This window comes from Lysinibacillus sp., from assembly GCF_032093475.1.
GTDB lineage: Bacteria > Bacillota > Bacilli > Bacillales_A > Planococcaceae > Lysinibacillus > Lysinibacillus irui.
This window is the reverse complement of sequence record NZ_DAMDAY010000027.1, coordinates 3,749-25,978: the sequence shown is the minus strand read 5'-3', so window position 1 is coordinate 25,978 and position 22,230 is coordinate 3,749. Positions and strand designations below refer to the sequence as shown.

The 22,230-nt window shown below is 35.9% G+C and carries 25 protein-coding genes and 2 pseudogenes; 23 read left to right on the top strand and 4 right to left on the bottom strand.

What is annotated here, in order from left to right; genetic code table 11:
* Window positions 1-539 (top strand): acetyl-CoA hydrolase/transferase C-terminal domain-containing protein (locus tag RT445_RS08300; RefSeq protein ID WP_313470411.1); only part of this gene is annotated, 539 nt, incomplete at its 5' end.
* Window positions 540-643: 104 nt separating this feature from the next.
* Entirely contained in the window at window positions 644-1,153 is a 510-nt protein-coding gene (locus tag RT445_RS08295) for a YfiT family bacillithiol transferase (RefSeq protein ID WP_274793134.1), read from the top strand.
* Between the two features lie 32 nt (window positions 1,154-1,185).
* Here RT445_RS08295 and RT445_RS08290 read toward each other — a convergent pair whose 3' ends face one another.
* Entirely contained in the window at window positions 1,186-2,142 is a 957-nt protein-coding gene (locus RT445_RS08290) for an arsenic resistance protein (protein ID WP_274793135.1), read from the bottom strand.
* A 328-nt stretch (window positions 2,143-2,470) separates the two neighbouring features.
* Here RT445_RS08290 and RT445_RS08285 point away from each other — a divergent pair.
* The 4 genes and pseudogenes from RT445_RS08285 to RT445_RS08270 all read left to right on the top strand — a co-directional run bounded on the left by RT445_RS08285 (window position 2,471) and on the right by RT445_RS08270 (window position 6,786).
* A pseudogene (locus tag RT445_RS08285) lies at window positions 2,471-3,212 on the top strand (glycosyltransferase).
* Window positions 3,213-3,376: 164 nt separating this feature from the next.
* A complete protein-coding gene (locus tag RT445_RS08280) occupies window positions 3,377-4,363 on the top strand; it encodes a serine hydrolase domain-containing protein (protein WP_274797324.1) in 987 nt (328 codons plus the stop codon).
* Window positions 4,364-4,619: 256 nt separating this feature from the next.
* Window positions 4,620-6,131, top strand: coding sequence for an MFS transporter (locus tag RT445_RS08275; protein WP_274793137.1), 1,512 nt, complete (start codon window positions 4,620-4,622; stop codon window positions 6,129-6,131).
* A 157-nt stretch (window positions 6,132-6,288) separates the two neighbouring features.
* Window positions 6,289-6,786 carry a DinB family protein gene (locus tag RT445_RS08270; protein ID WP_274793138.1) on the top strand — a complete coding sequence of 166 codons (498 nt, stop codon included), beginning with the start codon at window positions 6,289-6,291 and terminating at the stop codon, window positions 6,784-6,786.
* Window positions 6,787-6,951: 165 nt separating this feature from the next.
* Here RT445_RS08270 and RT445_RS08265 read toward each other — a convergent pair whose 3' ends face one another.
* A complete protein-coding gene (locus RT445_RS08265; protein ID WP_274793139.1) occupies window positions 6,952-7,719 on the bottom strand; it encodes a sulfite exporter TauE/SafE family protein in 768 nt (255 codons plus the stop codon).
* Window positions 7,720-7,824: 105 nt separating this feature from the next.
* Here RT445_RS08265 and RT445_RS08260 point away from each other — a divergent pair, with 105 nt between their 5' ends.
* Window positions 7,825-8,709 (top strand): LysR family transcriptional regulator, encoded by an 885-nt coding sequence (locus RT445_RS08260; RefSeq protein ID WP_274793140.1) that lies wholly within the window; start codon window positions 7,825-7,827, stop codon window positions 8,707-8,709.
* 152 nt (window positions 8,710-8,861) lie between these two features.
* On the opposite strand, the gene RT445_RS08255 is transcribed toward RT445_RS08260, so the two are convergent.
* On the bottom strand, window positions 8,862-9,368 hold the full coding sequence (locus RT445_RS08255; protein WP_274797325.1) for a helix-turn-helix domain-containing protein: 507 nt from the start codon (window positions 9,366-9,368) through the stop codon (window positions 8,862-8,864).
* Between the two features lie 167 nt (window positions 9,369-9,535).
* Here RT445_RS08255 and RT445_RS08250 point away from each other — a divergent pair, with 167 nt between their 5' ends.
* The 6 genes from RT445_RS08250 (at window position 9,536) to RT445_RS08225 (ending at window position 14,953) form a co-directional block, all read left to right on the top strand.
* Window positions 9,536-10,876: an MFS transporter gene (locus tag RT445_RS08250; RefSeq protein WP_274793141.1), complete on the top strand. Its 1,341-nt coding sequence runs from the start codon at window positions 9,536-9,538 to the stop codon at window positions 10,874-10,876.
* Window positions 10,877-10,906: 30 nt separating this feature from the next.
* Window positions 10,907-11,890: an ornithine cyclodeaminase family protein gene (locus RT445_RS08245; RefSeq protein ID WP_274797326.1), complete on the top strand. Its 984-nt coding sequence runs from the start codon at window positions 10,907-10,909 to the stop codon at window positions 11,888-11,890.
* A gap of 84 nt (window positions 11,891-11,974) precedes the next feature.
* Window positions 11,975-12,466: a DinB family protein gene (locus tag RT445_RS08240; RefSeq protein WP_274793142.1), complete on the top strand. Its 492-nt coding sequence runs from the start codon at window positions 11,975-11,977 to the stop codon at window positions 12,464-12,466.
* 157 nt (window positions 12,467-12,623) lie between these two features.
* Window positions 12,624-13,097, top strand: a complete 474-nt coding sequence (locus RT445_RS08235; protein WP_274793143.1) for a DUF3291 domain-containing protein — start codon at window positions 12,624-12,626, stop codon at window positions 13,095-13,097.
* A 123-nt stretch (window positions 13,098-13,220) separates the two neighbouring features.
* Window positions 13,221-14,069, top strand: coding sequence for a hypothetical protein (locus RT445_RS08230; RefSeq protein WP_274793144.1), 849 nt, complete (start codon window positions 13,221-13,223; stop codon window positions 14,067-14,069).
* 128 nt (window positions 14,070-14,197) lie between these two features.
* Window positions 14,198-14,953, top strand: coding sequence for a class I SAM-dependent methyltransferase (locus tag RT445_RS08225; protein ID WP_274793145.1), 756 nt, complete (start codon window positions 14,198-14,200; stop codon window positions 14,951-14,953).
* A gap of 70 nt (window positions 14,954-15,023) precedes the next feature.
* On the opposite strand, the gene RT445_RS08220 is transcribed toward RT445_RS08225, so the two are convergent.
* Window positions 15,024-15,173 carry a hypothetical protein gene (locus RT445_RS08220; RefSeq protein ID WP_197278953.1) on the bottom strand — a complete coding sequence of 50 codons (150 nt, stop codon included), beginning with the start codon at window positions 15,171-15,173 and terminating at the stop codon, window positions 15,024-15,026.
* Window positions 15,174-15,233: 60 nt separating this feature from the next.
* On the opposite strand from RT445_RS08220, the pseudogene RT445_RS08215 reads away from it, so the two are divergent.
* The 10 genes and pseudogenes from RT445_RS08215 to RT445_RS08170 all read left to right on the top strand — a co-directional run.
* Window positions 15,234-15,413, top strand: a pseudogene (locus tag RT445_RS08215) (DUF3885 domain-containing protein); the annotation flags it as partial.
* Between the two features lie 224 nt (window positions 15,414-15,637).
* Window positions 15,638-15,964, top strand: a complete 327-nt coding sequence (locus tag RT445_RS08210; RefSeq protein WP_274793146.1) for an ArsR/SmtB family transcription factor — start codon at window positions 15,638-15,640, stop codon at window positions 15,962-15,964.
* The gene (gene arsB, locus RT445_RS08205) at window positions 15,957-17,012 is read left to right on the top strand and encodes an ACR3 family arsenite efflux transporter (protein ID WP_274793147.1); all 1,056 of its coding nucleotides are present in this window, start codon (window positions 15,957-15,959) and stop codon (window positions 17,010-17,012) included. Before RT445_RS08210 ends, arsB begins: the two co-directional genes overlap by 8 nt.
* A gap of 11 nt (window positions 17,013-17,023) precedes the next feature.
* A complete protein-coding gene (arsC, locus tag RT445_RS08200) occupies window positions 17,024-17,455 on the top strand; it encodes an arsenate reductase (thioredoxin) (protein WP_274793148.1) in 432 nt (143 codons plus the stop codon).
* Between the two features lie 34 nt (window positions 17,456-17,489).
* Window positions 17,490-17,696, top strand: coding sequence for a hypothetical protein (locus tag RT445_RS08195; protein ID WP_274793149.1), 207 nt, complete (start codon window positions 17,490-17,492; stop codon window positions 17,694-17,696).
* 100 nt (window positions 17,697-17,796) lie between these two features.
* Window positions 17,797-19,152: an NAD(P)-binding domain-containing protein gene (locus RT445_RS08190; RefSeq protein WP_274797327.1), complete on the top strand. Its 1,356-nt coding sequence runs from the start codon at window positions 17,797-17,799 to the stop codon at window positions 19,150-19,152.
* A gap of 56 nt (window positions 19,153-19,208) precedes the next feature.
* Window positions 19,209-19,703: a GNAT family N-acetyltransferase gene (locus tag RT445_RS08185; RefSeq protein WP_274793150.1), complete on the top strand. Its 495-nt coding sequence runs from the start codon at window positions 19,209-19,211 to the stop codon at window positions 19,701-19,703.
* A gap of 139 nt (window positions 19,704-19,842) precedes the next feature.
* A complete protein-coding gene (locus RT445_RS08180) occupies window positions 19,843-20,358 on the top strand; it encodes a hypothetical protein (protein ID WP_274793151.1) in 516 nt (171 codons plus the stop codon).
* A gap of 425 nt (window positions 20,359-20,783) precedes the next feature.
* A complete protein-coding gene (locus RT445_RS08175) occupies window positions 20,784-21,284 on the top strand; it encodes a sigma-70 family RNA polymerase sigma factor (protein WP_274793152.1) in 501 nt (166 codons plus the stop codon).
* Window positions 21,281-22,230, top strand: a 950-nt coding sequence (locus tag RT445_RS08170) for a DUF4179 domain-containing protein (protein WP_313470404.1), incomplete at its 3' end; no start/stop codon positions are given. The genes RT445_RS08175 and RT445_RS08170, both read left to right, overlap by 4 nt.

The following is a 22,230-nucleotide window of genomic DNA, read 5'->3' as shown; positions in this document are numbered from 1 at the left end:
TAGAAAAATATAAAGATAAAATTATGTTTAGGCCACAAGAAATTTCCAACAATCCAGAAGTTATTCGACGTTTAGGCGTGATTTCTTTTAACACTGCCATTGAAGTAGATATTTACGGTAACGTCAATTCAACACACATTAACGGCACTAAAATTATGAATGGTATTGGTGGGTCAGGGGACTTTGCTCGAAACGCTAGAATTACCATCTTTGTAACGTCTTCACTAGCCAAAGACGGGGCGATTTCGACGATTGTACCTTTCGTATCGCATATTGACCATACAGAGCATGATGTAGATGTTATTGTGACAGAGCAAGGCTATGCTGATCTGCGTGGGCTTCCGCCAGTGAAGAGGGCAGAAAAATTAATCGAAATTGCCCATCCGAAATATCGACCACAATTACGTGCTTACTTTGAAGAAGCAAAAGAGAAAGTGGGGGGACAAACACCACACATTCTTGAAAAAGCTTTCTCATTCCATAAACATTTAAAAGAAAATGGCACAATGCTATTTGAAGAGAATAAAGTAACGAATTAATGTGCGGACAAACACCTTAATGTGGTGAAATATATTTTCAAAGTTACTGTTATTATCAGAAGAAGATTTAATCAAGATAATAATAGGGAAAAGGGGGATGAAAAATGGATGTAAGATACCCAATTGGCAAACTACAGGTTCCTGAAAAAGTAACATTAGAAAATATAGAAGAATGGCTAAAGGATATCGCAACTTACACGACTCGTTTAAGAGAAACTGTAGGCTCTTTAAATGAAGAGGAGTTAAGCAAAACTTATCGTGATGGTAGCTGGACAGTTCGTCAACTTGTTCATCACATTGCAGATTCTCAATTGAATATGTATCAACGTTTGAAGCTAGCTTTAACGGATGAGAATCCAACAGTTCCAGCTTTTGATGAAGAAAAGTGGGCTATTCTACCAGATACCAAGCTTCCTGTAGAAACTTCTATTAAGATGTTAGAAGGAATAAATGAGCGAATCCTATTTCTAGGAAGTACTTTATCTGAGGATCAATTAGATCGAAGCTTTATACACCAAAAAAACGGTAAAATAACAGTTGCCACTAAAGTGGCAAAATTAGCTTGGCATGAAGAGCATCACCTTGCCCATATACAAATCGCATTAGAAAAATAATAGAAGTGGCTTATCGAGTTTCGGTAAGCCACTTATTTAATGAGAACCGGAACAACACGAATATAAATGATTTCTCCTATTATTTCTACCATAGTTTGCGTGACAATGATCGCTGCTACAAGAGTATTTATATTTTCTGGTAAAGCTAGTGCCAGTGGGAGGACAACCAGTGAATTACGAGTTGAACCACTAAAAACTAATGCTCTACCTGATTTACTATCAAGTTTAAACGTTTTTCCAATGAATTTTGAAAGAATCGGCATAATCACCATAAATAGGATATATATTGGGATGACCTTTATGATCCACTCCAAGGAAGCCGATAATTTTCCAATTTGTGATGCGACAACAACAAAAAGAGTTAACGCCATAAAAGGGACGGGCAGCCAGGCGGATAGATGAATTAATTGATCCCCAACTTGCGATTTTTTAGCAAAAAGTTGGAGCGATATCGCAATGACTAAAGGTAGTACAATTAGCACTAAAAATGCCTCTAGGAAAGGTGACGCTTCAACAATTCTGGATGCTTCCTTTCCAAGAAATAACCACAAATATAAAGGTAATAAAAGCATTTGAGTGAAGAAGAGAATAGGTGTTGAGATCAGCATAGCTTTTTCATTCCCACGTCCAAGAGCTGTAAAGACAATCACATAATCAATACAAGGTGTAAGCAACACTAAATAAACCCCAAGCAATAAAGGTGGATGTTCGGGTAATAGCATTGTTAGTAGCCAAACAACGATAGGGACAGCAACATAATTGACCGTTAGAAGTGCCCCAACAAAACGACGATTAGCAAATGATTCCTTCAACGCTGTAAATGGGATTTGAGAAAACATACTAAACATTAAAATAGCAATAACAAATGAAATGGTAACGTCAAGTTGTTCACCCACAAAAGGTGCTAATAATCCTACGCCAGCTGCGATTAACAACACAATTACATACAGGAAAACTTGATTGTTTTCTAATTTTTCTCTTGAAATCATGATAACTCCTATTTCAATCCCTACTTTTAACAAAGTAGAAAGAGCATTCTTTAGATTCAATTCTAATGTACCATATCATGTTTGTTCTAACTAGCTGAAAAAGGGTCGTTAACATCGGAATGGCTCCTAAAGGATACTCAATTTGAGTGTATGTGATAACGTATGGGGGATTATTCATATATTTATGGCGACTATGTCGTTCCAGCATCGGATTAAATTGAAACAATACAATACTTCCAGCTTTTCTCGAATAATGACCTATCATTAAAAATTAATTAAGAGCATCTAAAACAGCTAGAGAAGGTTTTATGAAGGGGGATTAGAATATATGAATGTTATGGAAAAAGAGGATTTAAAAATTTCTATTATCATACCTGCCCATAATGAAGAAAAGTATATTGGAAAATGTTTAGAATCTGTTTCAAGAGCCTCTAAATTATGTAAAAATCAAGTTGAAATCATTGTTGTGTTAAATCGATGTACAGACCGAACGGAAGAAATTGCAAAATCGTATGATTGTATCAGTTGTAAAGAATAATGATAAAAACCTTTCGAAAATTAGAAACGCAGGTGTTGAAATAGCTAGCGGTGAAATAATCGTAACAATTGATGCAGATACCCAGATGAATGAACATGTGTTGTCTAAGGCACAGGAGAACTTAATTTCAGGGAAATACATTGGCGGCGGGGTTACAGGGAAATTTGAAAGAATGTCTTTAGGAATTTTTGTTTCCACTTTGTTATTAATTGGACCACTATTGTTTAAATATGGAGCCATTTCTGTGGGAATCTTTTGGTGCTATAAAAAGGATTTTCAATCAATCAACGGATTTAATGAAAATATGCTAATGGCAGAAGATGCAGATTTCGCTAAACGATTAAAAGTGTGGGGAAAAAAGAACGGGAAGAAATATGGGACAATTCAAAACGGGATGCTCACTTCTACAAGAAAGTTTGATAAACATGGAGACTGGGTTTTACTGAAACGGCCGAAAATGATCCTAGCCTATCTTAAAGGAACAGACCAGAAATATGCGGATGAAGCCTATTATGAAAATCAAGATAGATAAAAATAAAAGCGGTAATGACTTCATTAAGAAAAGAATTCATTTTGTCTTTCCAAAATTAAATCGAATAAAGAAAAGCATTGAAAAACATTTTATAGTAAATTATTCTAATTACATCAATATTGATCAATCATTTTGAAAGGAATGAATTGATATCTTTGACGTCAATGTATCAATACCAAAAGATAAAAATGAATAATAATCCTATTTCTAACTTTGAGGCTACCATAAAAAAGGAATATGCCAATATAGCAGGTATTGCGATTAGAAAAGATGGTCATTTGATTTATGAGACATATTTTGATGGATACACTAAAGATGATGTATTGCATATAGCCTCTGTAACAAAAAGTATTATATCTATTCTTATTGGTATGGCAATAGACAAAGGATATATTAACAATGTAGAGCAAAAGGTTTTAGAATTTTTTCCAGATTATACAGTGAAGCGTGGCGAAAAAACAATTCAAAAAGTCACGATAAAAGACTTGCTGACTATGACTGCACCGTATAAATACAAGTCAGAGCCCTATACAAAAGTTTACTCAAGTGATGACTGGGTAAAAGCTACATTAGATTTACTTGGAGGCAGAGGACATATTGGGGAGTTTAAATACTCAACCGTTGGCGCACATATTTTATCGGGTGTTCTTACAAATGCTACTGGTCAATCTGTCAAGGACTTCGCTATAGAGAGCTTATTTAAACCTCTCGACATTACAGCTCCTCAACATACGTTTTTACGAAATAAAGAAGAACATTTCGCTTTTCTTAAAGATCAATATGTAACAGGTTGGGTAGTGGATCCTTCAGGTGTAAACACTGCTGGTTGGGGGCTTACTTTAACGCCACGCGATATGGCGAAAATAGGTCAGTTGTATTTAAATAGTGGTGTATGGGGCAACTCGCAAATCCTTTCTTCCAAATGGATAGAGGACAGCACAAAGGAAAAAAGTCGATTCGGAGAGTTGTCATATGGATACATGTGGTGGATAGTTGATGATGATTGCTATGCAGCACTGGGTGACGGAGGAAATGTCATTTTCAACAACCCCAATAAAAAAATGGTCGTTACGATTGCGTCTCGCTTTATACCACGTGCCAAAGATCGAATTGAATTGATTAGAAAGCATATTTTGCCATTGTTTAGTTAGAGCAAGGGATGGCGAAGGTTATAAGAAAAATAAGATATAGAGATCCATTTTTTATTAGCCATCTGAATTTGATCAGATGGCTTTATTTATTTCCCTATTGGTCGCAATAATTCTTAAAACTTGAATCATTGAAGAGACTCAAGTTGATCATTGACTAAGCTTAACTTCCGGTAATTATTGAAAAGACAGATAAATAATAAATTATATTTTGGTTAGTTTAAGATTAGATCAATTAATCAACAAGGAGGGTTTTCGATTGGCTTCTAACAAAAATGATAATAGCCCAAAATTACAAAGAAAATCGAAACCAAAGTTGAAAAAAGAAGAAATTACCGTTGTTGACTCAAAATCTGCACGTAAAGCTGTTGTCGCGACGGCTGTTGGTAATGGAATGGAATGGTTTGATTTTGGGATATACTCTTATCTTGCAGCTACAATTGGACAAGTATTTTTCCCTGAAGTAAGTGGCCCTATGCAATTAGTTTATTCTTTTGCGACATTTGCTGTTGCCTTTATTGCTCGACCTATTGGTGGCATTTTCTTTGGTATGCTTGGGGACCGCCTAGGCCGTAAAAAAGTTTTAGCTATAACCTTAATCATGATGGCTCTAGCCACATTAAGTATTGGCTTGATCCCTAGCTATGCGTCTATTGGCTCTACTGCCACAATTATTTTACTCATTGCTCGCTTAATTCAAGGATTTTCGTCTGGTGGAGAATATTCAGGTGCTATGACGTTTATTGCTGAGTCTACTCCAGATAAGAAAAGAGGATTTATGTCAAGTGGTCTTGAGGTCGGCACCTTAGTTGGCTATATCGCAGGCGCAAGTCTTGTTACGTTACTTACGTTTATGTTAGGGGAGGAAACGATGCTAGCATGGGGTTGGCGAATTCCGTTTCTTTTATCTGCCCCTATTGGTTTAATCGGCTTTTATTTACGGAATAATTTAGAAGAAACGCCTGTTTTTGAAGCGATGCAGGAAAAAAAATCTGACGATGAAGATCATATATCCGTTAAGCACATTTTACAGTTCCACTGGAGAGCAATCCTTATAGGTATGTTTGTTGTATTCTTTTATATCGTTGTAAACTATACCATTTTATCTTATATGCCTTCACACTTAACCGTTGTACTTGGTTATGGAGAAGCAGAAGGACTATTATTAATTGTTATTGCCATGATTATTATGATTCCGATTGTTTTGTTAATGGGGTATTTTAGTGACCGGATTGGAGCAAAAAAGATCATTCAAGGCGGTTTAATTGGTTTGATTATTTTAAGTATCCCTTCGTTTAACTTAATTGGTAGTAATAACTCATTACTTGTCTTTCTAGGATTAATGATTCTTGCGGTATTTTCCTCCTCTTTCCAAGGAACCATGCCTGCATTATTGCCCTCACTATTTTTTACCAAAGTTCGGAATGGGGCATTAGCCATTACATTTAATATTTCTGCCTCCTTATTTGGAGGTACGACACCTTTACTTGTATCATGGTTAATTAGTAAAACACAGAATGAAATGGTACCAGCCTACTATCTAATATTTGCATCTGTTATCGGTATTATTGTTGTAACCATCTTCGTAAAAGAAACTTCAGGAAAAGCTCTTCGAGGTTCACCGCCAGCAGTTGCAGAGAAAGCTGAAATCAAAGAGATTTTAGAAGAACCTGAGGAAGCATTATGGTGGCATGACGAGAGGAAAGAGATTGAAGAACGTATTGAAGATCGTTTGGACATAAAAATAAATGAAGAAGAAAAAAATAATTGACTTTAAAGATAAAAAACCATCATAACCAACATTCTAAAAGATTCCGTGTAGTGTTAAAGCATGGAATCTTTTTATTTTATATATCCTCCAACTAAAATGCGCAATTGCCTCTTGGATGGAATTTATAGTATGCTTAACCAAAAAGGAGGAGATACTAATGGTTAGACAATTGATCATTGGTGACGCTATGTATGAACTAGCTACAACGCGTCGAATTTTAGACTGTTTGCCCGATGAGCATATGGCATGGAGGCCTCATGATAAATCGATGACGCTCGGCGGACTGGCCACCCACTTAATCAACCTGCTGAACTGGCAAGTGGCAATTTTTCAGCACACCGAGTTTGATCTCTCAACGGTGCCGCTTCGTCGAGAGGCATTAGAAAGTCGCTCTGACATTCTAGTTGAGTTTGATGCAAACGTCGGCAAAATAGACAAGCTACTAGCCGATTGTGACGAGAAAACGCTCGGTGAAGAATGGACTCTACGCCATGGCGAGCAAATCATCCGCCGTGAACCACGAGCGCTTGCCTTCCGTACCTTCGGCTTAAGCCATATGATCCATCACCGTGCGCAGCTGGGGGTATACTTACGACTTCTCAACATTCCAGTGCCAGGTATGTACGGCCCTTCTGCAGATGAGGAAGCTCAATAATCTAACAACCTAAAGTGTGAGGACGTATATAAGGTAACTTGGACAAGTATCACGAGTAAACAAAAAATGTTCTAAAAATAAAGCTGTTTTAACTATCTTATTTTCTAGATCAGGTGCTCATTATAAGTGAGCATCTGTTTTTATACTGAATTGCTTACATGTTAGTTATTTTATTAAATCCGTTACAATCTGAACAATTAGCAAAAAAAAGATAATTGGTAATATAAGTTGAACCCACTTTATTTTAATATAAGGAATAATCTTTAAACCTAAGAAAGAGCCAACAATTGAGCCCATTGAAACAGGAATCGCTATGCCCCAATTAACAATGCCAGTAAAGTAATAAAAGAGAAAGGCACCTGTACAGCTTGAAAACGAGATAATTCTTGTTAATTCAACTGCTTTTACATAGTTATATTGTTTTTTCAAGAAATAGGTTATATTCATAAGAGCTGAGCCTGGTCCAAAACCACCGTCATAGATTGAAATCGCAAACGGAATGAGTTTATTAGTCACTTGTTCCTGTGTTTCTTTTATTTCTTTAACAATGAATGTACTACTGCGAATAACAATAATAAATCCCAAAATTAAGCTTATACAAGCTATCACATTCATAATTTGCTCCGATAATAGAAGGGCTAAAAACGCACCAAACACTCCTCCTAAACTCGAAAAAAATAATAAAGACCTGTATTGTTTTAAAGATACCTGTCCTTTTATGACAAACGTAACGACATTGGATAGAGCTGAAATTCCTGTCGCAAATTTATTAACAGCAATCGTGGTATGAATTGGAATGCCAATAAGTAACATCGAAGGCATTAAAATAAAGCCAGCAGCACCAAAAAGAACGCCAATTATTGCCGCAAGTAACCCAATTGTAAATAAAATAAAACCCTTTGCTGATACCCATTCTTGTAATAAAATTTCCACTTAAATCACCTCTATCCTTAAATTACTGTTAAACTATATATAAAACAAATATATAATAATTGTTTATTCATAAATTTTATTTATGAATAAGGAGGGGTGATTAAAATGAATTTGCATGCATTAAGAATATTTACGAATGTGGCAAAGCTTGGTGGAATTACTGCAGCAGCGAATAGTATGCTACTTAGTCAACCTGCTGTTACGATTCAAATTCGGAAATTAGAGAATGAAATTGGAACAAAATTAATTGAAGGCAAAGGACGGGGGATTCAGTTAACTCCAGAGGGGAGGTTTTTATACGAGCAGGGAATGCGTTTATTTTATTTAGAAGGACAAATCGATGAAAAACTCGCTAAATTTTTAGCAAAGGAAGACAAAATACATATAGCTTCTTCTTACATTCCAACTAATTATATACTGCCGCCTTTTATAGCACAGTATAAGCTTGCGAATCCTCACATTGAATGTATTGTATCGTTAGGTAATGTAAAATCTGTTGAGGAACAGGTTCTGAATTATGAGGTAGATATTGGTTTTGTCGTTCAAAGCAATATTGGTCATAATGATCTTCAATTTGAAAAGATTTTAGATATCCCGTTCTGGTTTATTGTCCACCCATCACATTCTTTAGCAAATCAAACCGTTGCCATTTCCGAACTATCGAACGAAGACTTTATTTATCGGGAGCGTGGTAGCTCGACATTAGATTTACTGGAGTCAGTATTTTACACGTTTAATGCCCCATTACCTAAGTTTGGACTTCAAATGCAGGGCTTGCATGAATCGATTAAAGTTGTGGAAGCAGGATACGGTATGACTTTAGCACCCTCCTATAGTGTGATAGACAATATAACAAATGGAAAACTGGCTCGAGTATTTGTTGAGCAGGTAAATATCCAACAAAGTTTATTTATCTGTACACGCAAATCAGAAATAGCAGAGCATCCATTTATTCAATATTTAAAAACTCATTTAGACAGGTTAAAGTAATCAACAATATAGAACTAGCATTTAGGGCATGCTAACTTCTCGATTATTGATTACTTCAGTTTAACAGTTCATAGGTGAGAGGAACTAGCTATTATTAATGGTTTAGAGCCATGCTACACATTACATGTAGCATGGCTCTTTATAAGTCATTTTTATTGTGAAGAAACAAGTAGGAACTTGACAGGTTTCTCTTGATAGTTGTACCAGTAATGCGTTTTTCTAGCATCAAACATTTTAGACTCGTTTTCTTGCAAAACAAATTTTTTCTCCTCAATAATAATGGTCAGTTCTCCTTCTACAACATAGATAAATTCATAACCGTCATGGGAAAGAGCGTTTCCTTCATTTTCTCCAGCCTTTAATGTCACAAGCATGGGGAGATAGGAAGCATCTATATTCCCATCTGATAAGTCTAAATAATGGAATTGGGAACGTATTTCATGTAATTCTTCATTGTTAGTAGGGAAAAAAATACTTGGATTTACACCTAAAGCATCTGCAATTTTCTTCAAAGAGTCTAATGTTACATTAGATTTTCCTCTTTCCACCTGTGATAAGAAGCTAATAGAAACTCCTGTTTGAGTGGCAAGCATTTTTAATGTATATTGTCTTTCTTTGCGTATTCTTTTCAATGTCTCTCCTAGAAAATCTGATGTCATCATATCAAACCCCTTTATTGATTATACTATTTTATTCTATACACGTTTTAATAGAAAGCATAATAAAAAAGTAATTTCTATTATTGACAGAGAATTCGGGTAATTGTAAAGTAATAACAAGAATAAATTGAAGTACCACTTCAATTTCAAACAAAGGGGGAAAATAGATGGATGGAAAACAAATGAGAAAGATTTGGATTGCTAGTTTGGTAGGGAGTTCCATTGAATGGTTCGATTATTTTTTGTATGGCACAGTTGCGGCACTCGTTTTTAATCAAGTTTTTTTTGTTAATGATGATCCTACAGTTGGTTTGTTACTTGCTTACGCATCCTTTGCTTTATCGTTCTTTATTAGACCGTTTGGTGGAGTTATTTTCAGTCATATTGGAGATAAGATTGGCCGTAAAAAAACACTCGTATTAACGCTGAGTTTGATGGGGATTGCTACCTTTGGGATGGGATTACTTCCTACATATCAAGCTATTGGCATTTGGGCTCCCATATTATTGATTACTTTACGATTAGTACAAGGATTAGGTATTGGTGGAGAATGGGGAGGAGCTCTTTTACTTGCTGTCGAATATGCTCCAAAGGAAAAGAGAGGATTATATGGAGCTATACCACAAATGGGTGTAACGATTGGTATGGTGTTAGGAACTGTTGCATTGTCTATAATGACTTTACTTCCTGAAGGATCCTTTATGTCATGGGGATGGCGTATACCATTTTTAATAAGTGCATTTTTAGTTTTATTTGGTTTATGGATTCGTAAAGGAATTGATGAGACACCATCATTTAAAAAGGTGCAAGAATCAGGTGACATTCCTAAACTACCTATTATAGAAACATTGAAAAACTATTGGCGTGAAGTCTTAATTGCAATTGGAGCGAAGGTTGTTGAAACAGCACCTTTCTATATTTTTGGAACATTTGTTGTATCCTATGCAACATCAAATTTAGGTTTCTCAAGAACTGTCACTCTAAATGCCGTCATGATTGCCACAATCATTACGACCATTTTAATTCCTATAATGGGAAGCTTGTCTGATAAATATGGACGCAAAAAGTTATACATTATTGGAACGGTTGGCATGATACTCTTTGCATTCCCTTATTTTTGGATGTTACAGCAACAATCCGCGATATTACTTGTAGTAGCCACAATCATCGGTCTAGGCATTATTTGGTCGCCAATTACGGCCGTGCTAGGGACAATGTTTTCAGAAATTTTCGACGCAAAAATTCGTTACACAGGGATTACACTTGGTTACCAAATTGGTGCAGCTGTAGCAGGTGGAACGGCTCCTTTAGTAGCAACAGCTCTATTAGTTCAATTTGATAATTCCTATATACCAATTGCTTTATATATTATTTTTACAGCAATCGTATCACTAATTGCCATTTGGGCTGTTAAAGATCGTAGTCAAGAGAATTTAGACAACGACATTCAAAAAGAATCGAAATTAAGTGATACGAAAAAAATCCCAGTTGGGACTATGAAGTCGTGATGACAGACGATTTAATGGAGGATATGGATGATGTTGATATTAAACGAAGAACAGATTATGAAGAGCTACAATATGAAAAATGCGATAGAGGATGTTAGGAAAGTATTAAAAGCAAAAGAAGAAAATAAAATTGCCGACGTGCATCGAACTGTCATAGATTTTCCAGATCATGATGCATCGGCACTCTATATGCCAAGTGCAGACTTAGTGAGTGAAGTTGCCGCTGTAAAAGTAGTGACCATTTTTCCTAAAAATTCTCCAAAGGGGATGCCCACAACGCAAGGAGTTTTATTACTTACAGATGCAGAGAATGGTTCCCATGTGGCTATGATGAATGCCTCTTATCTAACTCGACTAAGAACTGGAGCTTTAAGTGGGATTGCTACAGATTATTTATCAAAAAAGGATGCGACAATTCTAACAGTAATTGGAACAGGTGGGATGGCTTTTGAGCAAGTACTAGGCGTACTAGCTGTAAGATCTATCACTAAAATTCTACTTGTTAATAAAACAACCTCTAAAGCACATCGTTTTGGTGAGAAATTAAAAGAATATGGAGTGAAAATCCCTTTTGAGGTCATAGATGAAGTATCAGTGGCAGTCAAGCAAGCAGATATTATTTGCTGTGCTACAAGATCAACAAGTGCCGTTTTAGATGGAGAATATTTAAAGCCAGGAACTCATATTAATGGTATAGGATCCTATTTACCAACTATGCGTGAAATAGATGAGACCACTATTTTGAAAGCTAATAAAATTGTAGTAGATGATCATAATGGCGTAAAAAATGAAGCTGGTGAATTTATTCATGCAGCAGAAAAAGGTATTTGGTCTTTCGACAAGATATATTGTGACCTTGGTAAACTTGTCACAGAGACTAAGAATGGTAGAGAGGACGAAGAGGAGATTACCATTTTTAAATCGGTAGGTGCAGCTTACTATGATTTAGCAGTCGCGAAAGGCGTATATCAAAAAGCAAAGGAACTAGGAATTGGCATAGAAATTGATATGTAATACTAATGACAATATGAACATTAGCAGAAGAAATAAAAGGGCTGTATTTACAAAGGAGACAGGATCAAATAGGAGGAATTGAAAATGGTTGCCAAAACATTGCTGTTACGACAATGGACAAGCTGTTTAGATGAAGAAGACTGGTTTCCATCACTTGAAAAAGTGCTAGAGGATATTACTTTAGAACAGGCCATTTGGAAGCCTGCTGAAGGGGCAACGAATTCCATTTGGGAAATAGTTTGTCATCTACTTTTCTATAAAAAGAGATTTCTCACGAGGATTCTTGGTGATAAAGAAAATGAACCACAGGCAGAAAATAATGACGCTACCTTTCAATTACCAACTGTGACGTGGCAAAATTGGGAGGAAACCAAACAGGAATATTTGTATGTCCATCGGGAACTAGAAAAAATACTGGCAAAACCAGAATATGAAGCATTGTACAAAGAAATCCCTGAAGATCGATCATTAGTAATTGAACTGAAGAGTTTAGTAATGCACGACGCCTATCATATTGGGCAAATTGTATTTTTAAGTAAAATGCAAGGAGTTTGGCCAGAGAAGCGTAGCTTTTAAAAAATCTTATATAAAAAATGGGAACATCCAAATCGGTTGTTCCCATTTTTTATAGTTGAAACAGCAATAATATGAGACCAATGAGTTAGTAAAAAAAGGGATTTACAGACCTTTACTTGAATATATCTATAGAAAGACGATAGATGGAGGGCTATTTATGGCATTCGTTGCGATTTATACTATTGGAAGGCTAAATCATCCCTATGACCACCCTAGCTCTCGAGAATTTTTTCAAGTAGGCAATGAAGTATACCGACAGGCAACAAAATCAGGCCTGATAGAGTCATTTTCACCTGAAGGAGTCGCTTTGCCTGAAGAAACCGTGAAGGGAAAAGGTTCTCCCATACTTACGCTAACCGTATGGAGAAATCCTCAATCCTTATATCACTTCACCTATTCAGGACAGCATAAACAAGCGTTACAAGACAAAAGTAAATGGATCGAGCCTTATCCAGAAAAACACCTTTCCTATGTAGTTTGGTGGACAGAAAAGGTGGATGATGTCTCTTGGATTGAGGCATTTAAGAGATACAACTATTATATCCAGCATGGTTCTACTGCGTTTGCCTTTGATTTTAAGCAACCCTTTGATGAAAAGGGAGATAGGTTCTCTTTAATGGAGGAATTTTAGGCTGGGTAAACATTTTAAAAACCTGTTTTTAAACATTCTTTGGCTAAGCGTGATTTCGGATGTATTAATTTTCTAAATACGTTCATAATGGAAGGACGATATTTAGTGAAAAGAGGACAGATATTGAAAAAAATAATACTTTTTACCTTACTGTCACTTCCATTCGTTAACTTTTGTTTGATATCTGTGTACGCGAATGAAAACGAGAACAATGACCTAATTAAAATTGTTCAGGCATTTAAGCCTTTAAACTCTGTACTAATAAGTCCCGAAAAACCTTTCTCTACTTACCCAATCCAACTTTATGATTTTAATAAAGATGGGCAAAAAGAGATCATTTTTACTTTTGAAATAAAAGCAATTGAACAACCTTCCCCTTCACAGTACGGAACAATGGTCTTAAAAAAGGACAACGGAATTTGGAGAAAAGTATGGGAAACCAAAGTTAAGGGAGTGGCTTTAAATTTTTCGGGATTGGTAGATATTACTGGTGATGGAACAAAAGAATATTTATTTGGTGTTACAAATGGTGCGGCCATAGGAAGTGAACTCGGAATTTTCAAATGGGCTGGAGAATCATTTGAGAAGATTACTAATATTCCTTATCATAAAATGGACATCATACATGTAGATCAAAAGGTTGGTATAGCAATTTGGCAAATGTATATAGGAGATAGTTATTTAGTGAATGTCCTAAATTGGAATGGTGAAAAGCTAGTTAATGATGAAGCTTTATTCAACCATTATTACCCGAAAATTGAAACGTTTTATCAAAATAAAATCACAAAAATGGACGCCTGGTTTTACTGGTATTGTCTTGCAGATGCCCAAATTAAAGCAAATAAATTAGAAGATGCCTCTACATCTATTCAAAAGGGGATATCACTTGCTAAAAAACTATCCATGTCAGAAGCAGTTCAAGATTTTATTAATTTAACTGAATGCTTAAAAGCAAAAGAAAATAAACAATAGCAACTTCTCAATCAAATCCTTGCTACATGCAAGAAGTGTAGGAGTGGAGGCTTTATTATCAATAAGTGGTATTTGGAATTAACTATTTTTCTCCTATTCCAAAATATCGACAGGAAGAAGGTAGTACGATGAAAACAACAGAAAATTTTACAGATAAGGCTGATATATATGCGAAATATCGCCCTAGTTACCCAAAAGAATATATAGATTATTTGATTGCAGTAAATGAACTAAATGAGGATCGAATTGTTGCCGATATTGGCTCAGGTACAGGTATATTTAGCAGTCTACTACTTGAAAGAGGTCTACATGTTATTGGAGTTGAGCCGAATGATGATATGAGAATGAAGGCAGAGCAATCATTAAAAAAATATCCTCGTTTCGAATCCATAAAAGCAACTGCTGAACATACTACTTTAACAGGAAATAGTGTGGATTTAGTAACTGTTGCGCAGGCTTTTCATTGGTTTGATAAAAAAGCATTTAAAATAGAATGTCAACGAATAGGAAAACAAAAGTCAAAAGTTGCTCTTGTGTGGAATAGCAGGGATTTAACTAATCCAATTATTAAAGAGAATGCCGCAATTTGCCAAAAGACTTGTTCAAATTTCAACGGATTTAGTGGTGGAATGGAAGAAACACTAGAGGTATTTACTAGCTTTTTTAAGGATGGACAATATGAGTTTAAAAAATATGAAAATGAATTGCTTTTTGATTATGAAGGTTTCTTAGGAAGGAATTTATCAGCGTCCTATGCTCCGAAAAAAAACGACGGGGAATATCAAACTTTTGTTTTTCTTCTAACAGAGTTATTTGAAAAATACAGTAAGAATGGTAAAATTGTTCTCCCAAACATTACACGAAGCTATCTAGGCAATGTCTAGACATCAAAAGAGTTGATTCAAAAGGAAACCCCCAATACTCATTTTAAGTGAATATTGGGGGGAAGTATCACTAACGTTTATTTTCATTTTGAATGCGGCTAAAGTCTACTTCCTCAGCGAACTCTTCTCTGTTCGCACGCTCTCTGTTAGCATTTTGATTTTGATTCTGCTGTTTTTTGTTATCTTGAGTCTTATTATTTTTATGTTTGTTATTACCCATTATCATCTCACCTCCACTATTAGTGTGAGTGGAAGATGATTTTTTATCCGCAAAACTTACAGTATTATTCATAGGATTTATTTTTTAAATATCAAAAGGAAAACCATTTTTCACATTTACGATGATAGAGGATGTGGTTTACTCGCTACCTCGCCTGAATCAATACGAGACATTTATTTTACATACAATGATTGGATATTGGGTTACGACAAAGACAAAATAGATCAAGTGTTTAAATAAATGGTTATTGAACTATTCGGCACAACCACATTAATTGTATAGAAAGTAACACTTTGGAGAGTCTTTCCAATATGGAAGGCTCTCATTAAAATATTTGTTGCAAATCAAAACATAAAATCATAATATAAGAATATAGTTATATAATGATGAAGTCACCTTTCCTTATAAGGTGATTTTATTTAAACGAATATATAAGCAAATTGTTATATAAGGAGTGAAGATCCATGGAAAACACACAAATTGAAAAACAATTAAAAGCAGCAGCGGATTTGAATCGCATTAAATTACTTGCATGCATGAAAAATGGGGAGGTATGTGTATGCGATTTTGTAGATGTTCTAGGTATATCACAACCAGCAGTTAGTCAACATCTACGAAAATTAAAGGAGGCAGGCATTATTACGGAGCGAAAAGTAGGGACTTGGAAACATTACCGTTTAGTAGAGGATCAAACGCCACTGATGAAAGGTATTTTAGAACAAATTCAACCTTTAAACGGATGCAACTGTGGCACAGATTGTTGCCATGTGGGGGGAACTGATCATGAGTAATGAATCGTTAACCAAACAGCTTTCTTTTCTAGATCGTTTTCTAACCCTTTGGATATTTATTGCGATGGGAGTAGGTGTCGTATTAAGTATCACGATACCCGATGTCGGAGAAGCATTAGATTCCATGTCGATTGGCACAACGTCCATCCCCATTGCTATAGGGTTAATTGTCATGATGTACCCGCCTTTAGCAAAAGTAAAGTATGAGGAAATGTGGCGCGTATTTAAGGATTGGAAAGTGCTTTTGCTATCTCTTTTTCAAAACTGGTTACTCGGACCGTTCTTAATGTTCTTTTTAGCTATCATCTTCCTACACGATTATCCTGAATATATGGCTGGACTTATCATGATTGGTTTAGCTCGCTGTATTGCCATGGTCATTGTGTGGAATGATTTAGCACGTGGAGACCGGGAATATGTAGCTGGATTAGTTGCCTTTAACTCTATCTTTCAAATCGTGACGTATTCGATCTTTGCTTACTTTTTCTTAAATGTATTACCTGGTTGGTTTGGTTTAGAGAACTTCAATGTAACAATATCCATGTGGGAAATTACAAAGAGCGTACTTATTTACTTAGGTATCCCATTCGCTGCAGGATTCCTCACACGTTGGATAGGGATTAAAGTAAAAGGAAAACAGTGGTATGAGGAAAAGTTTCTACCGAAGATTTCACCGCTTACTTTAATCGCACTTTTATTCACGATTGTCATGATGTTTGCCTTAAAAGGTGAGCAATTAGTAGAACTGCCACTAGATGTAGTACGAATTGCTATTCCATTATTTATTTACTTTATCATCATGTTTGTTGTTTCATTCTTCTCTTCACGTAAAGCTGGCGCATCTTATCCTGTCACAGCAGCCCTATCTTTTACCGCTGCAAGTAACAACTTTGAGTTAGCGATTGCTGTAGCTGTCGGCGTATTTGGCTTGCATAGTGGAGTGGCATTCGCCGCAGTTATCGGTCCACTTGTAGAAGTACCTGTTCTCATCGGACTTGTATGGGTTGCCTTACGTTGGCAGAAAAAATACTTTAACACTATTAAATAGGGAGCAATATTATGACAAATACACTTTATTTTTTGTGTACAGGGAACTCATGCCGTAGTCAAATGGCAGAAGGGTGGGCAAAAAAATTACTACCATCTAATTGGACAGTAAAAAGTGCTGGTATTGAAGTACATGGCATAAATCCAAATGCCATTAAAGCGATGGCAGAGATAGGAGTTGATATTTCGGATCACACATCCGATTTAATTGATTTTGAGACATTGAACAATGCAACACTAGTTGTCACATTATGCGGGGATGCCGCTGAAAAATGCCCAATGACTCCACCACACGTTCGTCGTGAGCATTGGGGCTTTGAAGATCCAGCAAAAGCAGTAGGTACAGACGAAGAAAAATGGACTGTATTCCAAAATGTACGTGATGTGATTGGCAAACGCATTGAGCATTTTATAGCTGAGGAGTGTTTGGATACTCCCCACTGATTTCTTAAGCATCTGTTGAATGGAGGTTGCAAAAATGACAGTAAATCATGCTAGTGTATTAACTCAAGATTATTTTATCGCTTATTTAAAGTTAATTATGAATAGTAGAGAATTCACATTGAAACAGGCTAAAGAATTTGCTTTTGATTTCTTCTTTAAAGGAGATATGAATCGTTACGGCAATTCTACATGGTTGCAATTTGAAAAAGCAATAAAAGAAATTGGTGAAGCAATGTGTTAATTTTACAAGCAGAGTTTAAACGTCTAGCTAATTGCTAGACGTAAAAAATATATTATATATAAGGGAATGCTTATATAAAGAAAGTAGAGGAGTAATTATGATGAAAACACTTGAAATAATCAACCAAAATGAATCTTGTTGTAGTACTACGAAGGATATTGAAGTACAGGAGAGTGTTAATAACTCTAAAAAGAATTTACCGATTGTCATAATCGGGGCAGGTCCTATTGGATTAGCTGCAGCGGCTCATTTAGTGGAACAAAAGCAAGCCTTTCTTTTACTAGAGGCTGGGCGTGAAATAGCATACAATATTCGTACTTGGGGGCATGTTACATTATTTTCACCATGGCGATATAACATCAATAAAGCTGGTAGAGCTTTATTAAATGCCTCCGGTTGGATAGAACCTCATTTGGATACGTTACCGACAGGACATGAATTAATTGATCTTTATTTAAAGCCTTTGTCTGAGCACGAACAAATTAATCCTAACATTCAATTGAACGCAAAAGTAGTCGGGATTTCAAGACAATTGAATGACAAGATGAAGACAAAAAATCGAGTAGAGCAATCCTTTATTATTTATATTGAACAAGAGAATGACATCCGTATGATTGAGGCGAGAGCAGTTATTGATGCGACGGGTACATGGGGGAATCCAAACCCAGCAAATTCTACAGGTGTATGGCTTCAAAGTGAAAAAGCATTAGCAGATCACATTGAGTATGGTATCCCAGACATACATACAAATACGAAGCGATATGCCAATAAGAAGATTGCCGTTATTGGCGGTGGCCATTCGGCTATCAATACCTTATTAGCACTTGCGGAATTACAGGCAGAGAATCCTTCAACAAAGTTAGTGTGGATTATGCGTAAACACTCTGCAGAAGAGGTCTATGGTGGCGAGGAAAAAGATGCATTGGCTGCACGTGGCGCACTCGGTATTCGCATTCATGAATTAGTAGACACAGGGAAAGTTGAGGTAATAACACCTTTCTATATTTCACAGGTAAAGAAAGATGAGAACATCCATATTGTCGGTACAATAAATGGTGAACAGAAAATATTGACAGGATTTGAAGAGCTTATTGTCAATGCCGGAAATAGACCAGACCTTTCAATGAACAGCGAATTACGGCTTTCCATTGATTCAGCAACAGAAAGTGTGCATGCATTAGCACCACTAATCGATCCTAATGTTCATAGTTGTGGCACAGTAAGAGCACATGGAGAAGAAATTCTACGTCAACCAGAAAAGGACTTCTATATAGTCGGAGCTAAAAGTTATGGACGCGCACCAACCTTTTTAATGGCAACTGGCTATGAACAAGTTCGGTCCATAACAGCTTATTTATCAGGTAATTATGATGCTTCGAAACGTGTTGAATTGGAGTTACCTGAAACAGGGGTATGTGGTATTAATCTTGCTAAACAATCGAATTCATGTTGTTAAACATTTGGCTGTTAGCGAAAGCTAGCAGTCCTTTAAAATAATAAGGGGGAAATAGGATGGATACACTAGTTATTCGTAAAATGGAAAAGAATGATTTAATTGAGGTATTAAAGATTTATAAAGAAGGAATCGAAACAGGGATGGCCACCTTTGAAACCAATGTGCCAAGTGAACAGGTATGGGATGAAAGACATCATGAAACATTGCGCTTTGTAGCAGAGGAATACAATAGAGTTGTTGGTTGGATTGGCATTTCCCCCGTCTCTACACGCGTGGTTTATTCCGGAGTGGGAGAAGTCAGTGTTTACATATCAAATGACAGTAAAGGCAAAGGTATTGCTTCAAAGCTATTTAAAAGACTAATTGAAGAGAGTGAAAAGGAAGGGATTTGGACACTCCAATCATCAATCTTTGTCATTAATACAGCAAGCATTCATCTACATCAAAAGATGGGCTTTAGAGTTGTTGGAACGAGAGAAAAAATTGCTCAGTTAAATGGAGAATGGCATGATACCGTTATTATGGAAAAAAGATGTAAGGAGATAATTTAATGTGAGGGGAAATCCCAAGCATGAATAAAATAACATGCTTCCTTTACTCGAAGTTATCCCTTCATTAACAAATTTTGTAGAATAGTTGAAGAAGGATGATGCTATAATTAAAGTTAAAAATTACGTTATGAGGTGAAAAATGGACTCTTTCGAATTAAACAAATCCAAATACATTGTCGCTAATATCAAAGACATTTTATATCATAAGCTTAATTTTGTTAAACCGTTATCTCACGATGAGATCAAACAATTAAACCTCGTTAATCCACCTGTATATGATAGTGAGAAATATTTCTTAAAGGAACAATGGTTATATCGTATGGATATTGGAGAATGGGAAGATGTGGAGATTATTATTCAAGGGAGCAATGAAAACCCTGATAGGGCTTTAATCGAACTAGCAGAAAAGATTTTCGAGGAACTCCATCTACATATAAGCCGTTCATTAAACTATCTACAGAAATTTTTTCCTACTCAAGAAATGAAGCATTACTATCTATCCACAATAAGTTTTGGAAAGATGGTGAATGTTGACGATTATCTATTTACAGGGTTTAGTTTAGCTTTTATTTATGATGGTCCTTTTGAGTTTCAGTATAAAGTGAAATGTAAAGAGGATGGATGGCCTATTGGTTTTGAAGGTGGGCCACTCTAATCATCAAAAACCATTTAACTTATTATTTTAATGATTTATAAGTTGTATTAAAAAGAGAAGTTATACTTAAAGAAAAGAGTTGCCTAGGCAGCTCTTTTTAATCTTTTATTAGGTATGTATGTTATTTACTTTAATGTCCTTTGATAGTCTCATATATACCAAAATTAGTAGCATTATGTTTCAAACTATTTTCTCTATTATTATTAGGACAACTATTATCGATACTTAGAAAACCCTTCACTGATTGGCCGAACATATCCATGAAAGACAGGATTATTAGAAATAAGTTCATTCCTGGGTCAATTCCGAACCAAGTAATCTGTGAAAATATCAGTTGCCACACAATGAAGTTCTCTAAAATAAATTCAAAATTTTTGAACGAATTGAAGAATTGCTCAGTCTAATGAAGGAAGGAGGCGAGAAGGATGAAATTTGAAATAGAACAACGTGCTATACAAGGTGATCATGAAGCGATACTTACGCTTATTGAAATGGATGAAGATATTTTATATCGCATGGCCATTACATATATGAAAAATGAGCAAGATGCTTTAGATGTGATGCAGGAGCTTGTATATAAGGCACTGAAAAAAATGCATACCGTTAAGCAGCACGAATATGCCAGAACATGGCTTGTTCGAGTCTTAATTAATTGTTGTAAAGACCATTTACGAAAACGCCAACCCACTGTTCCTATTGAGGAATACCATCTTTCTGAATGGGTCATCTATTCAGATATGGAGAGATTATTAGAACATCTATCTTTGTCGGAGCAGCAACTCGTCTATATGAAATATTTCCAGCAACTAAAAAATAAAGAAATTGCGGAGCTAAATCAAATACCTGAGGGTACTGTAAAGTCGAAGCTTCATCACATTTTAAAAAAGCTTAGACACTTTGCTAGAGAAAAGGAGGACTGGCTGTGAGTAAACCATTAATTGACGTTCCTAAGGAGAAGCTTCAACAAGTTCGAATAGACATGTTTCGTAAAGTTCAACGAGAAAAAAGAATAAAGAATCGCATTGTTTCGGTTACATTTATCTCCATGCTTTGCCTAAGCCTTATCTTTTCAATTCGCATTTCTCCAACGATTGCCAGCCAAGTTGCAAAAATACCTGGCTTTCAGGCTGTTGTTTCAGCAATTGCAATAGATAAAGGAATAAGAGATATAGTGGATCATGAATATTTTGAAGAAATCAATGTGACGCAATCTAGAAAAGGTCTCTCACTTACATTACAGGGCGTGATTGCCGATAATTCGGGATTAGTTCTCTTCTATGACGCTGAAGCCTCATTTGATATGTCAAATTTAAACTTAGAGAAAGTTCAATTGTTCCATGGGGGCGAGGAGATTGAATGCGGCTGTACGTTTATTAGAAATGCAAGCAACCAAACATATATTTCGTCATCAGTGGAATATAATTTTTTAGAGCCTATTGCCTATACTTCAAAGGATTTTAAAGCAGTGTTTTACTTTAGTGATGAAGAGAAGGGAAACATTAAAATTACTTTACCATTTTCGCTGAAAAACGAGGTCGCAGAGGAGAAAATTTTTACTGCGAATCGTACGATAGATGTCAATGGACAGAAATTTACGATTACACAAATTCGCCGTTCTCCTTTAAAAGTGGCACTCGATATTGAGCTTGCCAAAGATAATACAATGCAAATATTAGCGCTGGATGATGTTGCCGTCATGACAGAAAGCGGTGAGCGCAGAGATAGTATTATAAATGGCATTTCAAAAGGCGGAAATATTCGCGATGGCAAATTTACGCTCTATTTGCAAAGTAACTATTTCGATGATCCTGCATCACTGAAGGTTATGATTGGAGCGGTTCATGCAGTGCCAAAGGGTGAGGATTTTGTTGA